General features: G+C 75.0%; 15 protein-coding genes and 1 tRNA gene. 10 read left to right on the top strand and 6 right to left on the bottom strand.

The window, feature by feature from the left end; all coding sequences use genetic code 11:
- Positions 1-56: 56 nt before the first annotated feature.
- From A4V12_RS13035 to A4V12_RS13025, 3 genes are all read right to left on the bottom strand, one after another.
- Positions 57-518 carry a single-stranded DNA-binding protein gene (locus tag A4V12_RS13035; protein ID WP_064069463.1) on the bottom strand — a complete coding sequence of 154 codons (462 nt, stop codon included), beginning with the start codon at positions 516-518 and terminating at the stop codon, positions 57-59.
- A 165-nt stretch (positions 519-683) separates the two neighbouring features.
- Positions 684-2,567 carry a GTPase gene (locus A4V12_RS13030; RefSeq protein ID WP_079137013.1) on the bottom strand — a complete coding sequence of 628 codons (1,884 nt, stop codon included), beginning with the start codon at positions 2,565-2,567 and terminating at the stop codon, positions 684-686.
- Positions 2,564-4,159 carry a dynamin family protein gene (locus tag A4V12_RS13025; RefSeq protein ID WP_064069591.1) on the bottom strand — a complete coding sequence of 532 codons (1,596 nt, stop codon included), beginning with the start codon at positions 4,157-4,159 and terminating at the stop codon, positions 2,564-2,566. The genes A4V12_RS13030 and A4V12_RS13025 overlap by 4 nt, the downstream gene beginning before the upstream one ends.
- Positions 4,160-4,474: 315 nt before the next feature.
- Between A4V12_RS13025 and A4V12_RS13020 the strand changes: the two genes are divergently transcribed.
- Positions 4,475-4,547, top strand: a tRNA-Arg gene (locus tag A4V12_RS13020).
- Between the two features lie 84 nt (positions 4,548-4,631).
- Positions 4,632-5,240 carry a hypothetical protein gene (locus tag A4V12_RS13015; RefSeq protein WP_064069462.1) on the top strand — a complete coding sequence of 203 codons (609 nt, stop codon included), beginning with the start codon at positions 4,632-4,634 and terminating at the stop codon, positions 5,238-5,240.
- Between the two features lie 68 nt (positions 5,241-5,308).
- Here A4V12_RS13015 and A4V12_RS13010 read toward each other — a convergent pair whose 3' ends face one another.
- The 3 genes from A4V12_RS13010 to A4V12_RS13000 form a co-directional block, all read right to left on the bottom strand.
- Positions 5,309-6,805: an FAD-dependent monooxygenase gene (locus A4V12_RS13010; protein ID WP_064069461.1), complete on the bottom strand. Its 1,497-nt coding sequence runs from the start codon at positions 6,803-6,805 to the stop codon at positions 5,309-5,311.
- Positions 6,802-8,094 (bottom strand): alpha/beta hydrolase, encoded by a 1,293-nt coding sequence (locus A4V12_RS13005; RefSeq protein ID WP_064069460.1) that lies wholly within the window; start codon positions 8,092-8,094, stop codon positions 6,802-6,804. Before A4V12_RS13005 ends, A4V12_RS13010 begins: the two co-directional genes overlap by 4 nt.
- A 207-nt stretch (positions 8,095-8,301) precedes the next feature.
- Positions 8,302-9,780 (bottom strand): MFS transporter, encoded by a 1,479-nt coding sequence (locus A4V12_RS13000; protein WP_064069459.1) that lies wholly within the window; start codon positions 9,778-9,780, stop codon positions 8,302-8,304.
- Positions 9,781-10,113: 333 nt separating this feature from the next.
- On the opposite strand from A4V12_RS13000, the gene A4V12_RS12995 reads away from it, so the two are divergent.
- The 8 genes from A4V12_RS12995 to A4V12_RS12960 all read left to right on the top strand — a co-directional run bounded on the left by A4V12_RS12995 (position 10,114) and on the right by A4V12_RS12960 (position 19,236).
- Positions 10,114-11,148 carry a Gfo/Idh/MocA family oxidoreductase gene (locus tag A4V12_RS12995; RefSeq protein ID WP_079137012.1) on the top strand — a complete coding sequence of 345 codons (1,035 nt, stop codon included), beginning with the start codon at positions 10,114-10,116 and terminating at the stop codon, positions 11,146-11,148.
- Positions 11,145-12,368, top strand: coding sequence for an ATP-grasp domain-containing protein (locus A4V12_RS12990; RefSeq protein WP_064069457.1), 1,224 nt, complete (start codon positions 11,145-11,147; stop codon positions 12,366-12,368). Before A4V12_RS12995 ends, A4V12_RS12990 begins: the two co-directional genes overlap by 4 nt.
- Positions 12,369-12,443: 75 nt before the next feature.
- Positions 12,444-13,730: an ATP-grasp domain-containing protein gene (locus A4V12_RS12985; protein WP_064069456.1), complete on the top strand. Its 1,287-nt coding sequence runs from the start codon at positions 12,444-12,446 to the stop codon at positions 13,728-13,730.
- Complete coding sequence (locus A4V12_RS12980; protein ID WP_064069455.1) at positions 13,717-14,979, top strand: MFS transporter; 1,263 nt, start codon at positions 13,717-13,719, stop codon at positions 14,977-14,979. Before A4V12_RS12985 ends, A4V12_RS12980 begins: the two co-directional genes overlap by 14 nt.
- Before the next feature lie 47 nt (positions 14,980-15,026).
- Entirely contained in the window at positions 15,027-15,647 is a 621-nt protein-coding gene (locus A4V12_RS12975) for a phosphoribosylanthranilate isomerase (RefSeq protein WP_064069454.1), read from the top strand.
- Positions 15,648-15,765: 118 nt separating this feature from the next.
- Positions 15,766-17,178 (top strand): phenylacetate--CoA ligase family protein, encoded by a 1,413-nt coding sequence (locus A4V12_RS12970; RefSeq protein WP_064069453.1) that lies wholly within the window; start codon positions 15,766-15,768, stop codon positions 17,176-17,178.
- Positions 17,175-17,918, top strand: coding sequence for a hypothetical protein (locus A4V12_RS12965; RefSeq protein ID WP_064069452.1), 744 nt, complete (start codon positions 17,175-17,177; stop codon positions 17,916-17,918). The genes A4V12_RS12970 and A4V12_RS12965 overlap by 4 nt, the downstream gene beginning before the upstream one ends.
- Entirely contained in the window at positions 17,908-19,236 is a 1,329-nt protein-coding gene (locus A4V12_RS12960; RefSeq protein ID WP_079137011.1) for an amidohydrolase family protein, read from the top strand. The genes A4V12_RS12965 and A4V12_RS12960 overlap by 11 nt, the downstream gene beginning before the upstream one ends.
- Positions 19,237-19,247 lie beyond the last annotated feature (11 nt).

Below are 19,247 nucleotides of genomic sequence, written 5' to 3'. Positions count from 1 at the left end.
CGCTCGCCGAATCTCCACATCACGGCACCGCTCGGTGGCGTCGCCCTGACGCACCGTCACGACACCAGCTCGACGGCCCGCTCCGCACCGGCACCACCTCCCTCACCGTCGCCGGCCGCCTCCCGCACCGCGTCCGGGCTCTCCGCCGCGCGCGGCTCCCCCTTGAGCACCCTGCGGAACGCCGACGTCCCGCGCGTCAGGTCGTGGCCCACCGCCGAGGCGTCGATGTCGACGAACGTCCGGCGCTGGCCGTCCCGCTCCTCCTCCCGCACCCTCAACCGCCCGTGCACCACCAGCGGGTCGCCGACCGCGACCGACGCGGCCAGGTTGGCGCCGAGCGACCGCCATGCGCTCACCGTGTAGAAGCTCGTGTGCCCGTCGACCCAGTTCGCCCGCTCGCGGTCCCACCGGCGCGCCGTCACCGCGAACCGGAACTTCGCCACGCCTCCGGTCACCGTGTCGCGGTAGTCGACGCTCGTCGCCACGTTGCCCACCACCGTCACCATCGTGTCGTTCATGACACCCGCCCCTCACAGTCGTCCTGCTGACGCGGCTCATGCTGTACCGCCCGCCGGAATCCCGCTCGGCCCTGTGGACAAGCCCCCGACCGTGGACAACGGCACCACCCGCAAGGGGGACACCCGACCGGCCGCACCCGGACCGCCACCCGGCCTCACGCCCGGTCACGCCCGGCGCGGCGCCGCCTGCCCCGCCCGCCCGTCGCCCGCGCCCACGACCGCCGCGCCTCCCCTGCCTCCCACGCCACCCATGCCTCCCATCCCGCCGACGCCGTCCGCACCGCCCAGGCCCGCGCCGCCCAGACCCGCGCCCCCGCCCTCGCCGCGCCCGCGCGCGACATGGGCGTACCGCTCACGCACCTCCCGGTACCGCATCAGCTCCGCGGCGATCGGGTCGAGGACCATGGCCCGCCCGCATCCGGCCGCCGCCTCCCGGAGCCGGCGCTCGGTCTCCTGCCCGTACCGGCGGGCCGGCCCCCGGGCCGCGGCCGCGCAGGCCCACTCCACCAGGGGCCCGCCGACGATGCCCGCCAGCATGATCAGCACCGGCGGGACCAGCCCCGGTTCCAGCACGCCGACGATCTGGCCGACCAGCCACAGGGCGCCGTAGAACTGGAGCAGCGTCATGGCCGCCTGCGCGAGGACCGCCGCCGGCCACCACGCGGGCCGGGGCGGACGCGCCCCCGCCGGCGGGACGGCCACGGACACCGCCAGCTCGTCCAGCGCCTCCGGCAGCCCGTGCGCCCCGCGCACCGCCGCCTCCCGCACCGCCTGCGCCCACGGCCCGGGCAGCCCGCGCGACGCCTCCTCCGCGACCACCCGCACGGCCTGCTCGACCCGCTGGCGGGCCGTCAGCTCGTCCTCCTCCGCGGCGCCGGCCGACGGCTCGGCGCCGTCCTCCGCACCCGCCGCGCCGCCCTGCGTGCGCAGCCGCTCGTACCAGCGCCACAGCCGCAGCCACGGCGTCCCGCACGCCCGTCCCGCACCCCGCCGCCACTCCCGTTCCGCCGCCTCCCCGGCCGCCCGCGCCCCGACGGCGACCGCGAGCCGCGCGCCGAAGTCCTCGCGGGACCGCTCCCCCAGGCCGGGGTGCCCGTCCGCGACGTACACCGGGCGCAGCCGGCCCGCGGCCGCGTCCACGTCCGCCGACAAGCGCCGTTCGGCCGCGCCGCGGCCCTGCACGAACGCACCGAGCAGTTCGCGCAGTTCCGCCACGCCCTCCCCGGTGAGCGCGGACACCGCGAGCACCGTGGCCCCCGGTTCGCCGTGTTCGCCGAGTGCCATCCCGTCCTCGTCGAGCAGCCGCCGCAGGTCGTCGAGGACCTGGTGGGCGGCGTCGCCCGGCAGCCGGTCGACCTGGTTGAGGACGACGAACGTCACCTCGGCGTGCCCCGCGAGCGGCCGCAGGTACCGCTCGTGCAGGGCGGCGTCCGCGTACTTCTCCGGGTCGACGACCCAGATCACCGCGTCGACCAGGGCGAGCACCCGGTCGACCTGCCTGCGGTGGGCGGTGACCGCCGAGTCGTGGTCGGGCAGGTCGACCAGGACGAGACCCTGGAGCGCCTCGTCGCCGATCCCGCCCGCCAGCGGTCGGCGCCGCAGCCGCCCGGGGATGGCGAGCCGGTCCAGCAGCCCGGCGGCGCCCTCGGACCAGGTGCAGGCGATGGGGTTGGCCGTGGTGGGCCGGCGCAGCCCGGTCTCCGACACCGGTACCCCGGCCAGCGCGTTGATCAGCGCCGACTTGCCGCTCCCGGTGGGTCCCGCGATCGCGACGACGGTGTGCCGGGACGAGAGCCGCTGCCGTGCGGCCGCCTCCTCCAGCACCCGTCCGGCCTCGGCGAGGGTGTCGCCGTCCAGGCGGGTACGGGACAGGCCCACGAGTTCGCGCAGGGCGTCCAGCCGGGTCCGCAGCGTCCCGGCGTACGGCTCGCCGATCGGCAGGTGCGGCTCGTCCCCCGGCGGCCCGCCGTCGTCGGCGGCCTGTTCCTGCGCCCTTCGGGCGATCAGCCCGTCGTCCCAGCGTTCGTCCACGGCGCTCACCGCCGTCACCTCTCCTTCTGCAGTCGGGACAGCGCGGCGATGAGTTCGGCCTGCGGTTCGGGGGTCACGTCGAGGGCCCTGAGCGGTTCGAGCCGGCGGGCCCGCTCCTCGTGGAGCACGCGGTCGAGGTACGTGGTCACCAGCTCGCCGCCCCGGTCGCGCAGCAGCAGGGCGCCTTGCGCGCCGAGCAGTTCGGCGAGCCGGTCGCCCGCGCCGCGCGCCCGGCGCCCGCCGAGCAGTGCGGCGGCCAGCAGGGCCGCGACCGTCTCGGGGTCCGGGGCGGCGGCCCGGTCCATGCGCCGCACCTCGTCCTCGGCCAGCTCCTCCAGGACGCGCCGCCAGCGCCGTACGGCCATGCCGATCCGCTCGCCGGTCTCCCGGTCGGGTCCGGTACGGGCGCCGTCCTCCGCCAGCCCCCGGGCGGCCGGTTCACGGCGCCAGGACTCCCGTACGTGCTCGTCGGCGGCGGCGACGGCGCACTGGAGCAGGGCGGTGAGGGACTCGGCGAGGGAGTCGAGCAGTTCGGTGGCCGAGCAGTCCCGGGGCCAGCCGCGCCAGCGGGTGCGGGCGTCCCCGGCGAGCACGGCGCCGCGCCGCAGTTCGCGGCGGACCCGTTCGCCCTCCTGCTCGTACGCCGCCTGGACGGCCCCGGTGAGGCGCACGGCGGCGGCGTACTGCGCGGCGACGGCGCCGGCCAGCTCCGGCATCCGCACCTTCAGCGAGTCGATCACCCCGCCGGCGGTGCGCCCCACGGTCTGCTGCCGGGCGGCGGGGTCCTGGGCGCGGTGGGCGAGCCAGGCGCGGAGCGGGGCGACGGCGGTGTCGGGCAGCAGGCCGCTGCCGCCGCCCGCCGATTCGGGCAGCTCGGGGATGGTGAACCGCGGTACGTCGCCGAGTCCGGCGCGGACGAGGAGCGCCTCGTACTGCCGGGACACCTCGTTGATCACCTGGTGCGGGACCCGGTCGAGGACGGTGACGAGCGTGGCGTCGTACTCCTTGGCGGTACGCAGCAGGTGCCAGGGCACGGCGTCGGCGTACCGGGAGGCGGTGGTGACCATCACCCAGACGTCGGCGGCGCAGATCAGTTCGGCGGCGAGTTCCCGGCTGTGCACGACGAGCGAGTCGATGTCGGGGGCGTCCAGCAGGGCGAGCCCGGGCGGGACGGTGTCGGCGGTCTCGACCCGCAGGGCCCGCTCCTCGGTCCCGTCCTCCCCCTCCGCCTCCTGGTCGTCGGGCGCCCGTACGCGGGTGAGCTGCGGCAGCACCCGCATCCCGGCGAACCAGTGGTGGTCGTCGGGGTGGCAGACGAGGACGGGCGTGCGCGTGGTGGGCCGGAGGACGCCGGCCTCGCTGACGCGCCGTCCGACGAGGGAGTTGACGAGCGTCGACTTGCCCGCCCCGGTGGACCCGCCGATGACGGCGAGCAGCGGTGCCTCGGGTTCCTTGAGCCGGGGCACCAGGTAGTCGTCCAGCTGCGCGAGCAGTTCGGCGCGCGTCTGCCGCGCCCGTGGCGCGCCCGGAAGGGGCAGAGGAAGACGCACGGCGGCGACACGGTCGCGCAGGGCGGAGAGTGCGTCGATGAGCTGAGGCCGTACGTCCAAGGTCACCACATGCGAAGAATGCCCAATTTCATGACCTTTTTGAAGCGTATGGCGATCTCTGCGCGCCGATCAGACACATGGGACAGACGGGACGAGTGGGACGCAGGCATAACGAGTAGACAACACCCGGGGCGCAAGACGCCAAAAGCGCTGCGGGAATCGCACCTGCCTGCGATTATCGGTCTGCTTCACCGAACCTCCACATCGTGCCACGCAGGCGAAGCGACCGGGTCAAGGCGATCGGAGCCCTATCCTTGTCCCCGGCAAGGTCACGGAACCACCCAGCAGGGGCTCCAGGCCACATGGCCACCACCGGCCCCCGTAGCTCAGTGGATAGAGCAGGCGCCTTCTAAGCGCTTGGCCGCAGGTTCGAGTCCTGCCGGGGGCGCACTGCCGGGCCCTCCCTCGTGGAGGGCCTTTTTTGCTGGTCACGCCTGATGCCGGGGGCCGCGGGATCGATACCCTCCCCGTCATGGGGCTCGACATCACCGTGCTGGTCGCCGACCGTTCGTGGCTGGCGCGGGTGCCGGCGCGGGGGCGGATTCCGCGGTTGAGGGACGCCTGGTACGACGACGGGACGGGGCTGTGGGACCCCGGGGCGCCGGTGGCCGAGGAGGGCTGGGTGCGGCCGGGAGGGCCGGACGGAGCCCGTTTCGCCGTGTACGAGTTCGCGCACACCCTCGGCTCCTTCAAGGCGCACTTCTGGGCCGGGCAGCGGTGGGAGAGCGTCCGCGACCATGTGGATCCCCTGCTGCGGGACGCCGTCGACGAGGTACTCGGCGGACTCGTCTGGGACGGTCCGGACGGCGAGGCGCACCACACCGACACGGCGTTCTTCGGTCCGGACGCCCGCGGCGTGCTGCTCGCGCTGGCGCCGGAAGGCGTGCGGCGGCTGGCCGCGGCCTGGGGGCGGGCCCTGCCCCACCTCGACCGGATGCGCGGGCCGTTCGCCGCGCACGCGGCGGCCCCCGGGGGCTGGGTCGGTGACTTCGACGCGTTCGCGGACCTCCTGGGGCAGTGGGGACACGTCCTGACCGAAGCGGCGCGGCGCGGGTGGTGCGTCGTGGGGTTGAGCGAGTAGGCCGTCCGCCGCGGGGGCCCGCCGGACCGCCGGGCGGCGTGGGGGCCGCCCCGGCGGTCCGGCGGGGATCAGGGGGTGGGGGCGGTGGCGGCCCATTCGCGGAGGGCCGCCGTCAGGCGGGGTTCGTCGGCGAGCGGGACGATGAGGTCGATCACGCCGTCCGGGCGGACGAGCACCGCCGTGGGTTCGCGCAGGCCGAGCTTCGGACCGCCGGTGACCACGCGGGTGTGGACTCCGCCGGTGGGCGCCGCGGCGAGGAAGCGGCGGGCCTGCTCGGCGGCGGCCGGGGCGCCCGCGCCGACCAGGACCAGGAGGGCGGGGCCGCCGCTGCGGAGCGTGTCGTGCAGGGTCGAGCCGTCCGGCAGGGGCCCGTCGGGCAGCCGGGCCCCGGTGCGGAGGTCGCCGGCGCGGTCGGGTGCGCCGGGCAGCACCAGGTCCAACTGCGCCTGCCGCGCCGGGACCACGCGGTCCGTGACGCCGGTGAGCCGCCCCACGGCGAACCCGAGGTCCCGGGCGGTGCGGCGCCACCCGGACAGGGTCCACATCCGGGTCTGCCGGTCGGTGTCGGCGACGACCCGCTCGGCGACGTACAGCCGTTCCCGTTCCCACCGTTCCAGCGAGGCCGCCGCCGGGCCCCGGCCGCCGCGGGCGATCCGCCAGGCCAGTGCGGACGCGTCCTCGATGCCGGTGTTGAGGCCCTGCGCGCCGGCCGGGCTGTGGATGTGCGCGGCGTCCCCGACGAGCAGCACCCTGCCCTGGCGCAGCCGGCCCGCGAGCCGGCGCTGGACCTGGAACAGCCCGGTGCGCTGGTCGCCCACCAACCGGACCGGAACCGGGGAGCGTTCGGTCGCGGCCGCCTGGATGACGGCGAGCGGGTCGCTGGTGTCCACGTTCGGCGCGACGCTGACGAAGACCCGGTAGAGGCCGCCGGGCAGCCCGACCACCACGAGCACGCCCTTCGGTGTCATGAAGTAGTGGGCCTCGTCATGGGCGAGGGGCGTGTCGCACTCGCCGTCGGCGAGCAGGAACTGCTGCGGGTAGGTGGCGCCCTCGAAGGGCACCCCCAGGTGCTCGCGCACGGTGGAGCGGGAACCGTCCGCGCCGATCAGCCAGTCGGTGTCGTGGGTGAAGGCCGCGTGGGAGTCGGCGAGTTCGGCCCGTACGCCGTGCTCGTCCTGCGCGAAGCCGGTCAGCCGGACACCGAACTCGATCTTGCCGCCCAGCCGGCCGAGCGCCCCGCGCAGCACCTCCTCGGTCTCCTGCTGCGGCAGCGAGACGGCGAACGGGTACGACGTGCCGGTGACCTTGCCGAAGCCGAGGCGGAGCGTCCGGCGGCCGCCCGAGTAGTAGTTCTGGGCGCTCATCCGCACGCCGCGCTCCACGATCTCGTCGGCCACGCCCAGGCGCGCGAACGCCTCCAGGGCGCGCGGCCACAGCACGATCGACTTGGAGTGCGGGTGCGGCCGGTCGACCCGGTCGACGATCCGTACGGGGACGTCCCTGCGCAGCAGTTCGATCGCGGCCGTCAGGCCGACCGGGCCCGCTCCGACGACCAGGGCGCTCATCGTGCCTCCCCGCCGGCGGCGGTGATGCCGGCCAGGAAGGCGGGCAGGGTGCGCAGCAGCACGTTCCGCTCGGGCGTGGCGAGCAGCAGGTCCTGGTGGGAGAGGGACTCGTCGGTGTGCAGTTCGAAGGTGCCGATCCGCGACTCGGCGACGACCTTGGCGGCGGCCTGGCCGACCGTGCCGCGGGAGAAGCCGGACTGCGCCGCGTAGAGGGGCAGGGCGACGTCCTTGCTGTGCAGGACGCGCAGGCCCAGCAGCTGGGCGAGGTCGCCGTCCGAGGTGTAGTCGATCGAGGCCACCAGGTCGATCATCAGGCGGTTGAGGGTGTACCAGACCCAGGCGCCGGGGCGGGTGCCCGCGAAGGCCTCGGCGGCCCGGTCCAGGGGGGTGGGGCCGTCGTCGGTCCAGCCGCCGTCGCCGTCGGGGCGGCCGGTGGTGAGCGTGAAGCCCGGGTGGTGCATCGCGGCGTCGACCAGGTGGCCGAAGAAGCCGCGGTTGGTGAGCGCCTCGGCCGTGCGGTACGGCTCCGGCGCGACGGCGGCCAGCTCGGACGCCCCGTCCGGGTCCTTCACCGCGTGCAGGGCCGCGAGCTGGAACCAGAGCGCGGCCAGCTCGGGCAGTTCGCCGAAGCCGGCGCCCGTGCTGGACGCGTTCTCGAAGTAGCCGCCGGACTTGGTCTGCTGGAGCCAGCCCTTGGCCTGTTCCAGGGAGAGCTCGAAGGAGAAGCCGGCACCGCTGAACGCGTGGTGCACCCCGCCGTCGACGGCGACCAGGCCCACCAGGTCGCGGTGGCCGGGGTGGCCGTCGAAGTCCCAGGCGGCGTACAGCAGGGCCTCGGCGGCACCGAGCGAGTGCCCGCCGAGGACGACGTTCCGGCGACCGCCGTCCGAGGCCGCGCGGACCGTGTCACGGATGTCGTCCAGCAGCACCGCCAGGCCCCACTCGCCCGCGTCGGGAGCCGTCTCGGCGGTCTGGGCCCGGTACTCGCCGTCCAGGTAGTAGCGGCGGGCCTCGTCCGGTTCGAGGTCGAAGCCGGACAGGTCGGACAGGGTCTGCTCGCGGCGGTCCACGGCCCACACCTGGAGGCCGGGGACCTCGGCCGCGAGGTGGCGGGCGGCGGGCCGGAAGACCCCGGCCGACCCCTCGCGGCCGCCCAGCAGGACGAGGACGGTCGACGCGTCGGCCGGTCCGACGCGCAGGACGTGCGGCCGGTGCGCCTCACCGGGGACGCCGCCCGGGACCGGGCCGTACTCCTCCCGTATGAGGGCGGGGGTCGAGTCGTTGGGCATGCCTGTGGATCCCTTCGGAAGTCGGAAGAGGGTGCGCGGGGTGGGTGGTCGCGTCTCACGGGGGTGCGAGGGGTGAGGGGGGTGAGGCGTGGGGGGGTGGGGGTGCGAAGGGGATGGGGGGTGCGCGGGGGATGCGGGTGGCGGTGGGGGGCGGGGGGCATGGGGGTGAAGTGCTCGGGGTGAGGGGGGAGGCGGCCGGGCTCGGGGTCAGCGGGTCGCCGCGACCGGTTCCGGGCGGTCGCCGGCGGGGTGCCGGTCCGCCTCCCCCGCCGTTGCGGGGGCCGGGGCGGTGCGCGCCGGGGGCCGGGGGTGCCTGATGAACAGCGCGCCGACCGCGCCCGCGAGGACCACCGCGACGCCGATCCACACCGCGGGGCGCATGCCGTCGACGAACGCCTGCGCGGAGGCCGTTCCGCCCGGGTCGGCGGCGGGGCCGGCCGCGTACAGGAAGACGGTGGTCAGGACGGCGACGCCGAGCGCTCCGCTGAACTCGCGCACGGTGTTGTTGATGCCGGACGCCTTGCCGTGCTCGTCCTCGGTGACCGAGGCGAGGACCACCACCGGGTTGGACGCGAAGACCAGGCCCATGCCGATGCCGGCGGCGACCATCGCGGGGGCCAGCGGCGCGTAGGAGAGGCCGGGTTCGGCGACGTACGCGATCCAGCCGAGGGCGGCGCCCTGGAGCAGCGAGCCGGCGGCCATCAGGCGCCCGCCGCCGATCCGGTCGACGAAGGCACTGGCCAGCGGGACGACGATCATCGGGGCGGCGGTCCAGGGCAGCGTGGCCAGGCCCGCCTCCAGCGGCGAGTAGCCCATGGGGCCCTGGATGAACTGCACCAGGTAGTAGATCGAGCCGAACACGCCGAAGTACATGGTCAGCGAGACCAGGTTGGACAGCGCGAACGCCCGGTTGCGGAAGAAGCGCAGCGGGACGAGCGGGTGCGCGGCGCGTGCCTCCCAGCCGAGGAAGGCGGCCATGGTGACCAGCGTGAAGGCGAGGGCGCCCAGGACGGCGGGGCGGCCCCAGCCGGCCTCGCCCGCCTCGACGATGGCCCAGACGGCGGCGACCACGGACGCCGACACGAGGGCCGCGCCGACCACGTCGACCTTGCCGTCCCGGCCGCGGCTCTCCTTGACCGCCCAGAGCAGCGCGGGCAGCGCGAGCACACCGATCGGCAGGTTGAGCCAGAAGATCCAGTGCCAGTCGATGCCCTCGGTGACCAGGCCGCCGACCAGCGGGCCGACCGCGATGCCGAGGCCGTTGACGCCGCCCCAGATGCCGATGGCCATGGAGCGCCGCTCCTCGGGCACGGCGGCCGCCGAGAGGGTGAGGGACAGCGGGAGGATGGCGGCGGCGCCGGCGCCCTGCACCACCCGGGCGGCGACCAGGAGTTCGGCCGAGTCGGCCAGGGCGCAGGCAGCGGAGGACACGGTGAACAGGACCACGCCCCAGGCGAAGACGCGCCGCCTGCCGAACCGGTCGCCGAGGGCCGAGGCCGCGAGGAGCAGGCCGGCGAAGGCCAGGACGTAGCCGTTGACGACCCACTGCAGTTCGGCCTGGCCGACGTCGAACGTCTCGCTGATGTCGGGCAGTGCGTTGGTCACCACCAGGTTGTCGAGCGACACCATGAACATCGGTACCGCGGTGACCACGACGGCCCACATGGGGCTTAAGCGTCGGGACATTCCGTTCCGCCTCCAAGAGCGTTTGCCTGCCGGGATTCGCTGGGGTTCTCTGGGATTCGCTGGGATTCACTGGAATCCGTCGGGATTCACTGTGATCACACCGGGATTCACCGGGATCCACAGAAGTCGAAGCCGCTCAACCGTAGCGAATTTCCTGTGCGCAACGGCCGCCGGACGGGTGTCACTTCAGAGGTACGGGATGTTCCGTTCGAGGTGTTCCCTGTGCGGAAAGTACCCCCTTGTCCTGCACCTTTGAAGGGTCTTAAGTGGACTGGCGAGGGTACGCGGAAATGGTCTGGTGGCTCAATCCCGCACTCTGCGAGGGTCATTGCCATGACGACATCGAAGGACAATTCGAAAAGCGGGGAGGAACTCCGCTCCGTCATCGTCGGATATGGACGGGCGGGCCGTGACCTGCATCATCGCGCCCTGCGCGAGGCGGTCGGCGCACACCGGCCGGTGACCGTTGTCGATCCCCGCCCGGCCGATGTCCCCGGTGGCCGCTGGGTGCCGGACGTACGCGGCGCGGTGGACGCGCTGCGCGCCGGGGGGCACGCGGTCGCCGACGCCGTCTTCCACGTGACGGTGCCGCCGGACGCCCATCTGGAGTGTCTGGAGCGGCTGCTGGGCGCGGGGGCGCGCCGTTTCATCCTGGAGAAGCCCCTGGCCCCCACCGCGCAGGACGCCGCGCACCTGGTGGACCTCGTGGAGGTCACCGGGGCGGTGGTGCTGCCGATGAGCGTGTGGCCGGCGAGCCGGGTCACGGAGGTCGCGGAGGGGATGGTGTCCGCCGGCACGATCGGTGAGCCGGTCGCGTACCACATGGAGCAGAGCAAGCCGCGGTTCCGCCGCTCCCTGGAGACCCGGGGCCACGGCAGCGCCTTCGAGGTGGAGCTGCCGCACCAGCTGCTGCTGGCGCTCCACCTCGCCGGTCCGGTGGCCGGGCTGACCGGGGCACGGGCCTGGGACCTGCCGGTGCCGTCCGGTCCCCTGCCGTGGCTGGGCGGTGCCGAGGTGGGGCTGCGCCACGCGTCGGGGGTCGTCACCACCCTGCTCACCGACCTGGCGTCGCCGGTGCGCCGCCGCCGGCTGCACGTCCACGGCACGGAGGGCACCCTCGTCGCGGACTACCCGGTCAGCGGCGACGACGACTTCGGCCAGGTCCGCATCGCCGGGCGCCCGGTCCGCAAGGTCGTCGCGGACGCCCCGCTGACCCGCTTCATCGGCCAGGCGTACGCGCACTTCGCAGGGGAGGGCCCCGCTCCGCGCAGTGATCTCGCCCTGCACCTGGAGTCCATGAGGCTGCTCGACGCCGCCCGTGCCGCCGCGACCGCCGGGTCCCCGCTGACGACGAAGGAGGCGGCATGAGCGCCGTCCTGATCCTGGAACCCCGCTCGTCCGGCGCGGAGCTGGTGGTCCGGGCGTGCGAACTCGGCCACCGTGTGACCGTGCTGACCTCCGGCACCGATCCGCGCGGCGCCTCCGCCGACGTCCTGGCGCGGGCCGACCGGGTGGTGCGGGCCGACACCTCCGACCAGGAGGCGGTCCTCGACGCGGTGCGCGCGCTGCACCGGGAGACCCCGTTCGACGCCGTCCTGCCGGGCTTCGAGCACTACGTGCCGCAGGCCGCCCGGACCGCCGCCGCGCTCGGCCTGCCCGGCATCGCGCCGGAGGGCGTGGAGTCGCTGCGCTACAAGCACCGGATGCGCCGGGCCGTGGAGGCCGCGGGGCTGGACCAGCCGGCCTTCCGGATCGTCTCCAGCGAGCGGGCCGTGTCGACGGCGTACGCGCGGCTCGGGCCGTCGGCGGTGGTCAAGCCCGTGGACCAGTCGGGCAGCCTGGGCGTGCGCAAGGTCGCCTCGCCCCGGGAGGCGTCGGCCGCGTTCCGGCAGGCGCTGTCCTGCGGCGGGCCGTCGGGGCCGCGCGGTCCGCGCCTGGTGCTCCTGGAGGAGTACGTCGAGGGCCCCGAGTACAGCGTGGAGGGGTACGTCGAGGACGGCAGGGTCCACATCCTCGGCATCACCGAGAAGGTGCTGGGCCCGGAGCCGTACTTCGTGGAGGTCGGCCACATCGTGCCGGCGCGCCTGGAGCCCTCGCCGACCCGGGAGATCGAGGAGTACGTCACCCGTGTCGTGCACGCCGTGGCCCTGCGGATGGGCCCCTTCCACGCGGAGCTGCGGATGTCCGGGCGCGGCCCGCTGCTGATGGAGATCGCGGCCCGGCTGCCCGGTGACCGCATCCCGGACCTGCTGCGGCTCGCGCGGGGCGCCGACCTGTACGAGATCATGCTCCGCTGCTACCTGGGGCTGTCCAACCCGGAGCCGGACACGGCCGGTGGTGACACCCGGGCGGGCATCCGCTACTTCCTGCGGCCCGGGCTCAGCGGCTACCAGGAGTTCCGGGTGGATCCGCTGATCGAGGCCGACCCGCGGATCCGGGAGATCGGCGTACTGCTGCCGCCCGGCAGCGACCTGCCCGACCCCGGGAGTTCGGCCGGGCGCCTCGGGTACGTCCTGGCGTCGGGCGACTCCTACGTCGAGACGGCGGGGGTGCTGCGGCTGGCCGACCTGTCCGTGACCTTCAGCTGACGCCCGGCCCCGCACGCCCCCGGCCGCGGCCCCTCTCCCCCGTACGCCACCGCCACGACCCCTCAGGAGACCTTGGTGGACCGCCACATCCTCGTCGTCAACCGCTGGACCAACTCGTTCGCCGAGTACCACCGCTACCTCGACCACACCTCCGACCGCGTCGCCTACCTGACCACCCCGGAGGGCCGCGCGCCGCTGGACGCCGCGCTCGCGGAGGACATCCGGGTGCTGCCCGACCTGTCCGACACCGCCGAGGCCGTCCGGCACACCGCCGGACTCGTCGCCGAGCACGGCCCGTTCACCCACGTCCTCGCGCTCTCCGAGTTCGACCTGGAGCTCGCGGCCGAGCTGCGGCAGCGCTTCGGCGTCCCCGGGCGGGGGCCCCGGGAGGTCGCCGCCGTGCGCGACAAGGTGGTGATGAAGGGCCTCGTCGAGGCGGCGGGGCTGCGCGTGCCGGCGTTCCGGGCCACCCCCACGGCCGCCGAGGTGCGGGACTTCGCCGCGCGGCACGGCTACCCGTTCGTCCTCAAGCCGCGCGCCGGAGCCGACAGCCAGGGCGTCCACGTGGTGCCCGACGCGGACCGGCTGGAGGAGCTGCTGGACGGCGCGGAGCTGGGCGACGCGCAGTGCGAGGAGTACGTCGACGGGGTGCTGTACCAGGTCGACGGCGTCATGGCCGGCGGTGAGCTGCTGACCCTGCGCAGCTGGCGGTGCGGGGGCAGCTGCCTGGACTTCGCGACGGGCACCGCGTTCAGTTCCGTGGCCAACGACGACCGCGATTTCGAGCGGCGGGTCACCGCCTTCACCGAGCGGGTGTGCGCGGCGCTCGGCATCACCGACGACGTGTTCCACCTGGAGGTGTTCCGCGTCGAGGGGCGGGGGGACGGCGCCGGGGACGAGATCGTGTTCCTGGAGGTCGGCGCGCGGGCGGGCGGCGGGCAGGTGCGGGTCGTGTGGGACGAGGTGTACGGGGTCGACCTGGTGGCGGCCTCGGCGCTGGTGCAGATCGGCGACGTACCGAAGACCGGGGTGATGGACCTGGACGGGCCGGTCGCCGGCTACCTGATGATGCCCGAGCCCCCGGTGCGTCCCTGCGTCGTCGACGAGGTGCCGTCGCTGGTGGACCGGGTGCCGGCGATGTACGGCGAGACGCTGCCGCCGCCCGGCGCGGTGCTCAGCGGCACCGGCGGGGCCGTCCACACGGCGGGCACCTTCCGGTTCAGCGCGCCGAGCGCACAGCTGGTCGAGGCCGCGATCCGGCGGACGCTGGAGCTGTACCGCATCACCTGGCACCCGCTCGCCGGGCAGCCGGCCGACGACGGACCCGGCGTGGGGCGGGACGTGCGTGATGTCCTCGTCTGAGCTGCTCACCGGCCCGGCCCGGCCCGGCGCCCCGGAGCGGGGCCTGTGGCACCACCGGGACTTCCGCCTGCTGTGGGGCGGCCAGACCGTGTCGCTGCTCGGCTCGCGGGTCACCGAACTCGCGCTGCCGCTGACCGCGATCGTCCTGCTGGACGCCACCCCCGCCCAGCTGGGGCTGCTCAACGCCGCCCAGTACCTGCCGGTGCTGTGCGTCACCCTGTTCGCCGGGGTGCTCGCCGACCGGGTGCGCCGCCGGCCGCTGCTCATCGGGGCCAACCTGGGCCGGGCGGCCGTGCTGACCGTGGTGCCGCTGCTCGCCTGGTCCCAGGGGCTCGGCGTCTGGGCGCTGTGCGCCGTCGCGTTCGCCACCGGGGTGCTCACCGCCCAGTTCGACGTGGCGTACCAGGCGTACCTGCCGACCCTGGTGTCCCGGGAGCGGCTGGTCGAGGGCAACAGCAAGCTGCAGGGCAGCCGGTCGGTGGCCGAGACCGCGGGGCAGGGCCTCGGCGGGGCGCTGATCCAGCTGCTCACGGCGCCGGTGGCCATCCTCGTGGACTGCCTGGCGTACCTGTTCGCGGCGGGCACGCTGCTGCGCATCCGCGCCCGTGAGGAGCGCCCCGCCCGGCGCGCCGGGCGGACGTCGGTGCGGGCGGACATCGCGGAGGGGCTGCGGGTGACGCTGCGCAGCCGGCTGCTGCGGGTGATCATGCTGCACGCGTCCTGGTACAACCTGCTGTGGGACGTGGTCCTGGTGGTCTTCCCGCTGTACGGGATCAGGGTGCTGGGCCTCGGGCCCGCCGGGCTGGGGATGGTCGTCGCCGCGGGCAGCGTCGGCGCGCTGGGCGGTTCGCTGGCGGCGGCGCGCCTGGGGGCCCGGCTGGGGACGGGCCGGGCGATGGTGCTCGGCATGGCGCTGGCGTCGGTGGCGACGCTGCTGCTGCCGCTCGCCCCGCGCTCGGACGCCGGCCTCGCGGTCCTGGTGTGCGGGTACGTCCTGAACGGCTGCGGCATCGCGGTCTTCAACATCCACTCGATTACGCTGCGCCAGGCGACCGTGCCCGACGAGCTGATCGGCCGGGTCAGTGCCACCTTCCGGTTCGTGACGTGGGCGGTGATCCCGGCGGGCGGTCTGCTGGGCGGGCTGCTCGCGACCGTGCTCGGGCCGCGGGCGGCACTCTTCGCGACGGCCGTCGGCCTGAGCGCGGGCGCCGTGGTCTTCCTGTTCTCGCGCACCGCGAACCGGCCGTGAACGCCGGTCCCGCGTCCCGCGCGTCCCACCCATCCGGAGGAGTGAACGTGTACGTCAAGGTCTGCGGCCTGAGCCGGCCCGCCGATGTGGAGGCGGCCGTGGCCGCCGGTGCCGACGCCGTCGGCTTCGTCCTGACGCCCAGCCCGAGGCAGGTCCCGCCGGCCACCGCCCGCGCCCTGGCCGCCCTGGTCCCGGCGGGCGTCGCGACCGTGGCCGTGTTCCGCGGCGAGCCGCTGGACGAGGTGCGCCGCGCCGCCGCCGAGGCGGGCGTCGGGACCGTCCAGTTGCACGGCGGGGAGCCGCCGGAGGCGTTCGCGGCGCTGCGCGGCGACGGCCTGCGGCTGATCCGCGCCACCTCGCCGGCCGCGCGGTCGCCCCTGACGACCGGGGCGTACGGGGAGGACCTGCTGATCGTCGACTCGCCGCGGCCGGGGTCGGGCGAGCGCTGGGACCCGGCGGCGCTGGGCAGCCGGCCGTCCGGGCAGTGGATGCTCGCCGGCGGTCTGGCCCCGGACAACGTGGCGGAGGCGGTGGCGTCGCTGCGGCCGTGGGGCGTGGACGTGTCCAGCGGTGTGGAGCGCGCCCGGGGCGTGAAGGACCCGGCGCTGATCGAGCGGTTCGTCACCGCCGCGAAGGCTGTCACCAACGGCCTGCCGCCTGCCTCTTAAGTCGGATTGAGCACGCCGCGGGGCGGGTCGCAGTATCGGATGGCCGCTTCCCGGACGCGTACGGGGCACTTCGTGCACGGCATCTCGTCCACCGCACCCGACTCGCCCTGGGGGATCCATGTGGCTGCCCACATCCGAGAAGTACCGCTCGTTCCTGGACCGTTATCTGCCCCTGCACAGCCGTTACGTGGCCGGTGAGCTGACCGAGGAGGAGTGGCGGGAGTGGGCCGGGCAGCAGCTGCGCCGGGTCGTCGCGCTCGCCGCGCAGGGCTCGCCGTTCTACGCGCGGCGGCTCGCCGGGGTGGACGCCGCGGCGCTGACCCCCGAGGACCTGCCGCGGTTGCCCTTCACCACGAAGGACGACCTGCGCGCGGCCATGCACGACATCCTCAGCCGGGACCTCGACGAGGCGTGCTTCTTCTACGAGACGACCGGCACCACCGGACCGGCCACCCCCTGCCCCCGCGACCAGCGGGAGGTGATCGCCTCCAACGCCCATGTGACGGAGGGGTGGCGGAACATCTTCGCCGACGTCTTCGGCGACCGGGCGCCGCGCGTCGGCGTGATGGGCCCGACCGAGGTCCACTCGCTCGGCGACACGCTCGGCGACGTGGCCCGCAACGTGGGCTCGGCCGTCGCGAAGATCTGGCCGTACTCCCCGGTGATCGGTTTCCCCAAGGCGCTCCAGCTGATGCGGGACCTCGCCCTCGACGTGGTGTTCTGCACCCCGAACGTGGCGCTGTCGCTGGCGAAGGCGGCGCGCGCCCAGGGGCTCGACCCGCGGCGGGACTTCGCCGTGAAGGTCTTCCTCGTCACCGGGGAGATGTGCACCCCGGACCTGGCCCGCCAGATCGACCAGGCGTGGGGCGCCCGCACCTACAACGCGCTGTACGGCGCGCAGGAGTCGCTGGTCATCGCCTCCGCCTGCGCGCGCGGCCGGCTGCACCTGGCCAGGCCGAACTACCTCACCGAGCTGGTCGACCCGGACACGGGCGCGGACCTCGGCCCGTACGGCACGGGCGAGCTGGTGATCACGATGCTGATCGACGGCATCAAGCCGCTGATCCGCTACCGCACCGGCGACCTGGTGGAGCTGGCGCCCAACGACTGCGGCTGCGGCATCCGGGGCCCGGTGGTGCGGGTCGTCGGCCGCACCCGTGACCGGCTGGTGCTCGGCGGCCGCAGCTTCCAGGCCTGGCAGGTGGAGCGGGCCGTCCTCGACCGGATCGACCACAGCTTCGGCTACCAGGTGGTCATCGACCGCGACGAGGACGGCGACGACGTGCTGACCGTACGCCTGGACCTGCCCGGCGGGCCGGATCCCGTGCGGCAGGCCGCGCACGCGGACCGGGTGGCCGGCGCGCTCGGGGTGCGCTGCCGCGTGGAGTTCCTCGACGAGCTGGACGCGGTGACCACCACCGGCGCGTTCGTCAGCTGGAAGGCGGCCCGCATCCACGACCGCCGCACCGCCGTCGACCACGAGACGGCTGCCGCCCGCCGGCTGGCCGGGGCACGGGGGCACCGCGCATGACCGAGCACCTGCTGCACGCCGGACCGGCCGCCCCGGGCGGGGCCGACCGCGACCCGACCCCGTTCCCCGTCCTGTGGGAACCGGCCCGCATCCCCGGCTCGCCGCTGCTGCGGCCCGGCCGGATGCGCGTGGGGACCCTCGGTCCGGAGGGCACCACGTCGATGGTCGCCCTGGAACGCCTCGGTCACCGGCTGGCGCACCTGGGCGGGCCGGACATCGTGCCGGTGCCGTACGACTCCTTCGAGGAGCTGCTCGCCGCCACCGGCGCGCGCGGCGGGCCGGCGTACGCGCTGGTGCCGGGTGCCGCGGAGTGCGCGACCCGGTTCTTCTGGTCGCCGCAGCTGCGGCTGGACGCCACGTTCTCCACGCCGACGCCCGAGTACGGCATCGCCACCCGCAGGCCGTCCCTGCACGAGGGGGTGCTGCGGCTGGCCACGCTGCACGAGACGCGCCGCCTGGTGGAGCTGCTCGACGGCGCCGAGGGCGGGCGCGGCCGGTACGAGATCGTCTGGGTGCCGGCCGAGTCCACCATGCACGCCGCGCGGCTCGTCGCCGCGGGCCGGGCGGACGCCGCCATCACCAACGAGCCGGGGCGCTCCGCGCACCGGTTGCGGTTCCAGGTGTCCCGGCCGGGCGTCCCCATGGTGTGGATGGTCTTCGGCCCGGCCGTGCTGTCCCGTTCCGCCCGCCCCGTCCCGTCCGCCGAGCACACGTCAGGAGCCCCGTACCGTGACCGCTGACCGACGACTGCTGCTGCACGACGTCACCGTCCAGGAGGGGCTGGGCCGCGCCTCGCTGCCCGCCCGGTCCGTGCTGGTCGCCGGCGACCGCGTCGAGGCCCTCCTGCCGGCCGCCGAGGCGCCGTCGGACGGCGACTTCGTCCGCTGGGACCTGGGCGGCGCCACCGTGATGCCGGGCATGACGCTCGGCCACACGCACATCGCGTACGCCGACGTCACCACGGGCCGCGAGACGCTGTTCAAGTACCGGGTGCCGGAGGCGGCCCTGCACGCGGCGCGGCACTGCGCCGGGCTGCTGGAGTGCGGCTACACCGCGTTCGTCGGCGCCGGCTCGGTGGCCGGGATCGACATGGCGCTGAAGAACGCCGTCGAGGCGGGGGTGATCCGCGGGCCGCGCATCACCCCGTGCAGCCGGGACCTGATGGTCTCCGGGCCGCCCGGGCGGCGCAGCCCCGAGCTGAAGCAGCGGATGCCGCGCGAGCTGATGCCGGTCGTCGACGTGCTCGGCGACCTGGTGACGTACACGGAGGAGGAGATCGACCAGGGCGCGGAGATCATCAAGGTGTTCTCGTCGGGCGACGACACCTTCCCCAACGCCCGTTCCGACGAGCTGCTGTTCACCCGTGAGGAGCTGACGACGGTCGTGGAGGTGGCGCACCGGCGCGGCGCCCGGGTGCGGGCCCACTCGCGGGGCCTGGAGGGCATCCGCAACGCGCTGGCCGCCGGGGTCGATGTCATCGACCACGCCACGTACGCCGACGACGCGGCCCTCGACCTGATCGCCGAGCGCGGGGTGTTCGTGGTGCCGAGCCTGTTCCAGCCGGACCGGCTGCTGGCCCTGGGCGAGAGGTTCGGCAAGGCGCCCGACTACCTGGAGGCGCTGGACTTCAAGGACGAGATCGCCAACACGCTGCGCTTCCTGCCCAAGGCGGAGCGGCTGGGGCTGAAGATCGTGCCGGGTGACGACTTCGGCTTCGCCTGGACGCCGCACGGCACGTACGCCGACGAGCTGGTGATGTACGTGGAGCGGGCCGGGATCGCCCCCGAGACGGTGATCAAGTGGGCGTGCGCCAACGGTGCGGAGCTGGCGGGCCGGGGCGGCGACGCCGGTGTGGTCGCGCCGGGGCGGCTGGCCGATCTGGTGGTGTGGGACCGGGACCCGGCGGCCGACCTCACGGTGCTCCAGGACCGCGGGGCCCTGCGGTCGGTGCTGATCGGCGGGCGTCATGTGGCGGGTCCGGTGGCGCCTCCGTCGCCGTCACCGTCGTCGTCCGCCGTCCCGGCGGCCGTGCGCGACGGGCACCTGACGCCCGCCTGAGCCGGTCGCCG

Origin of the sequence: Streptomyces noursei (assembly GCF_001646665.1) — a bacterium.
In the GTDB taxonomy this organism is placed as follows: Bacteria; Actinomycetota; Actinomycetes; order Streptomycetales; family Streptomycetaceae; genus Streptomyces; species Streptomyces lavendulocolor.
Note: the sequence above shows the minus strand (reverse complement) of the source record. Positions and strands in the feature narration are given on the sequence as shown.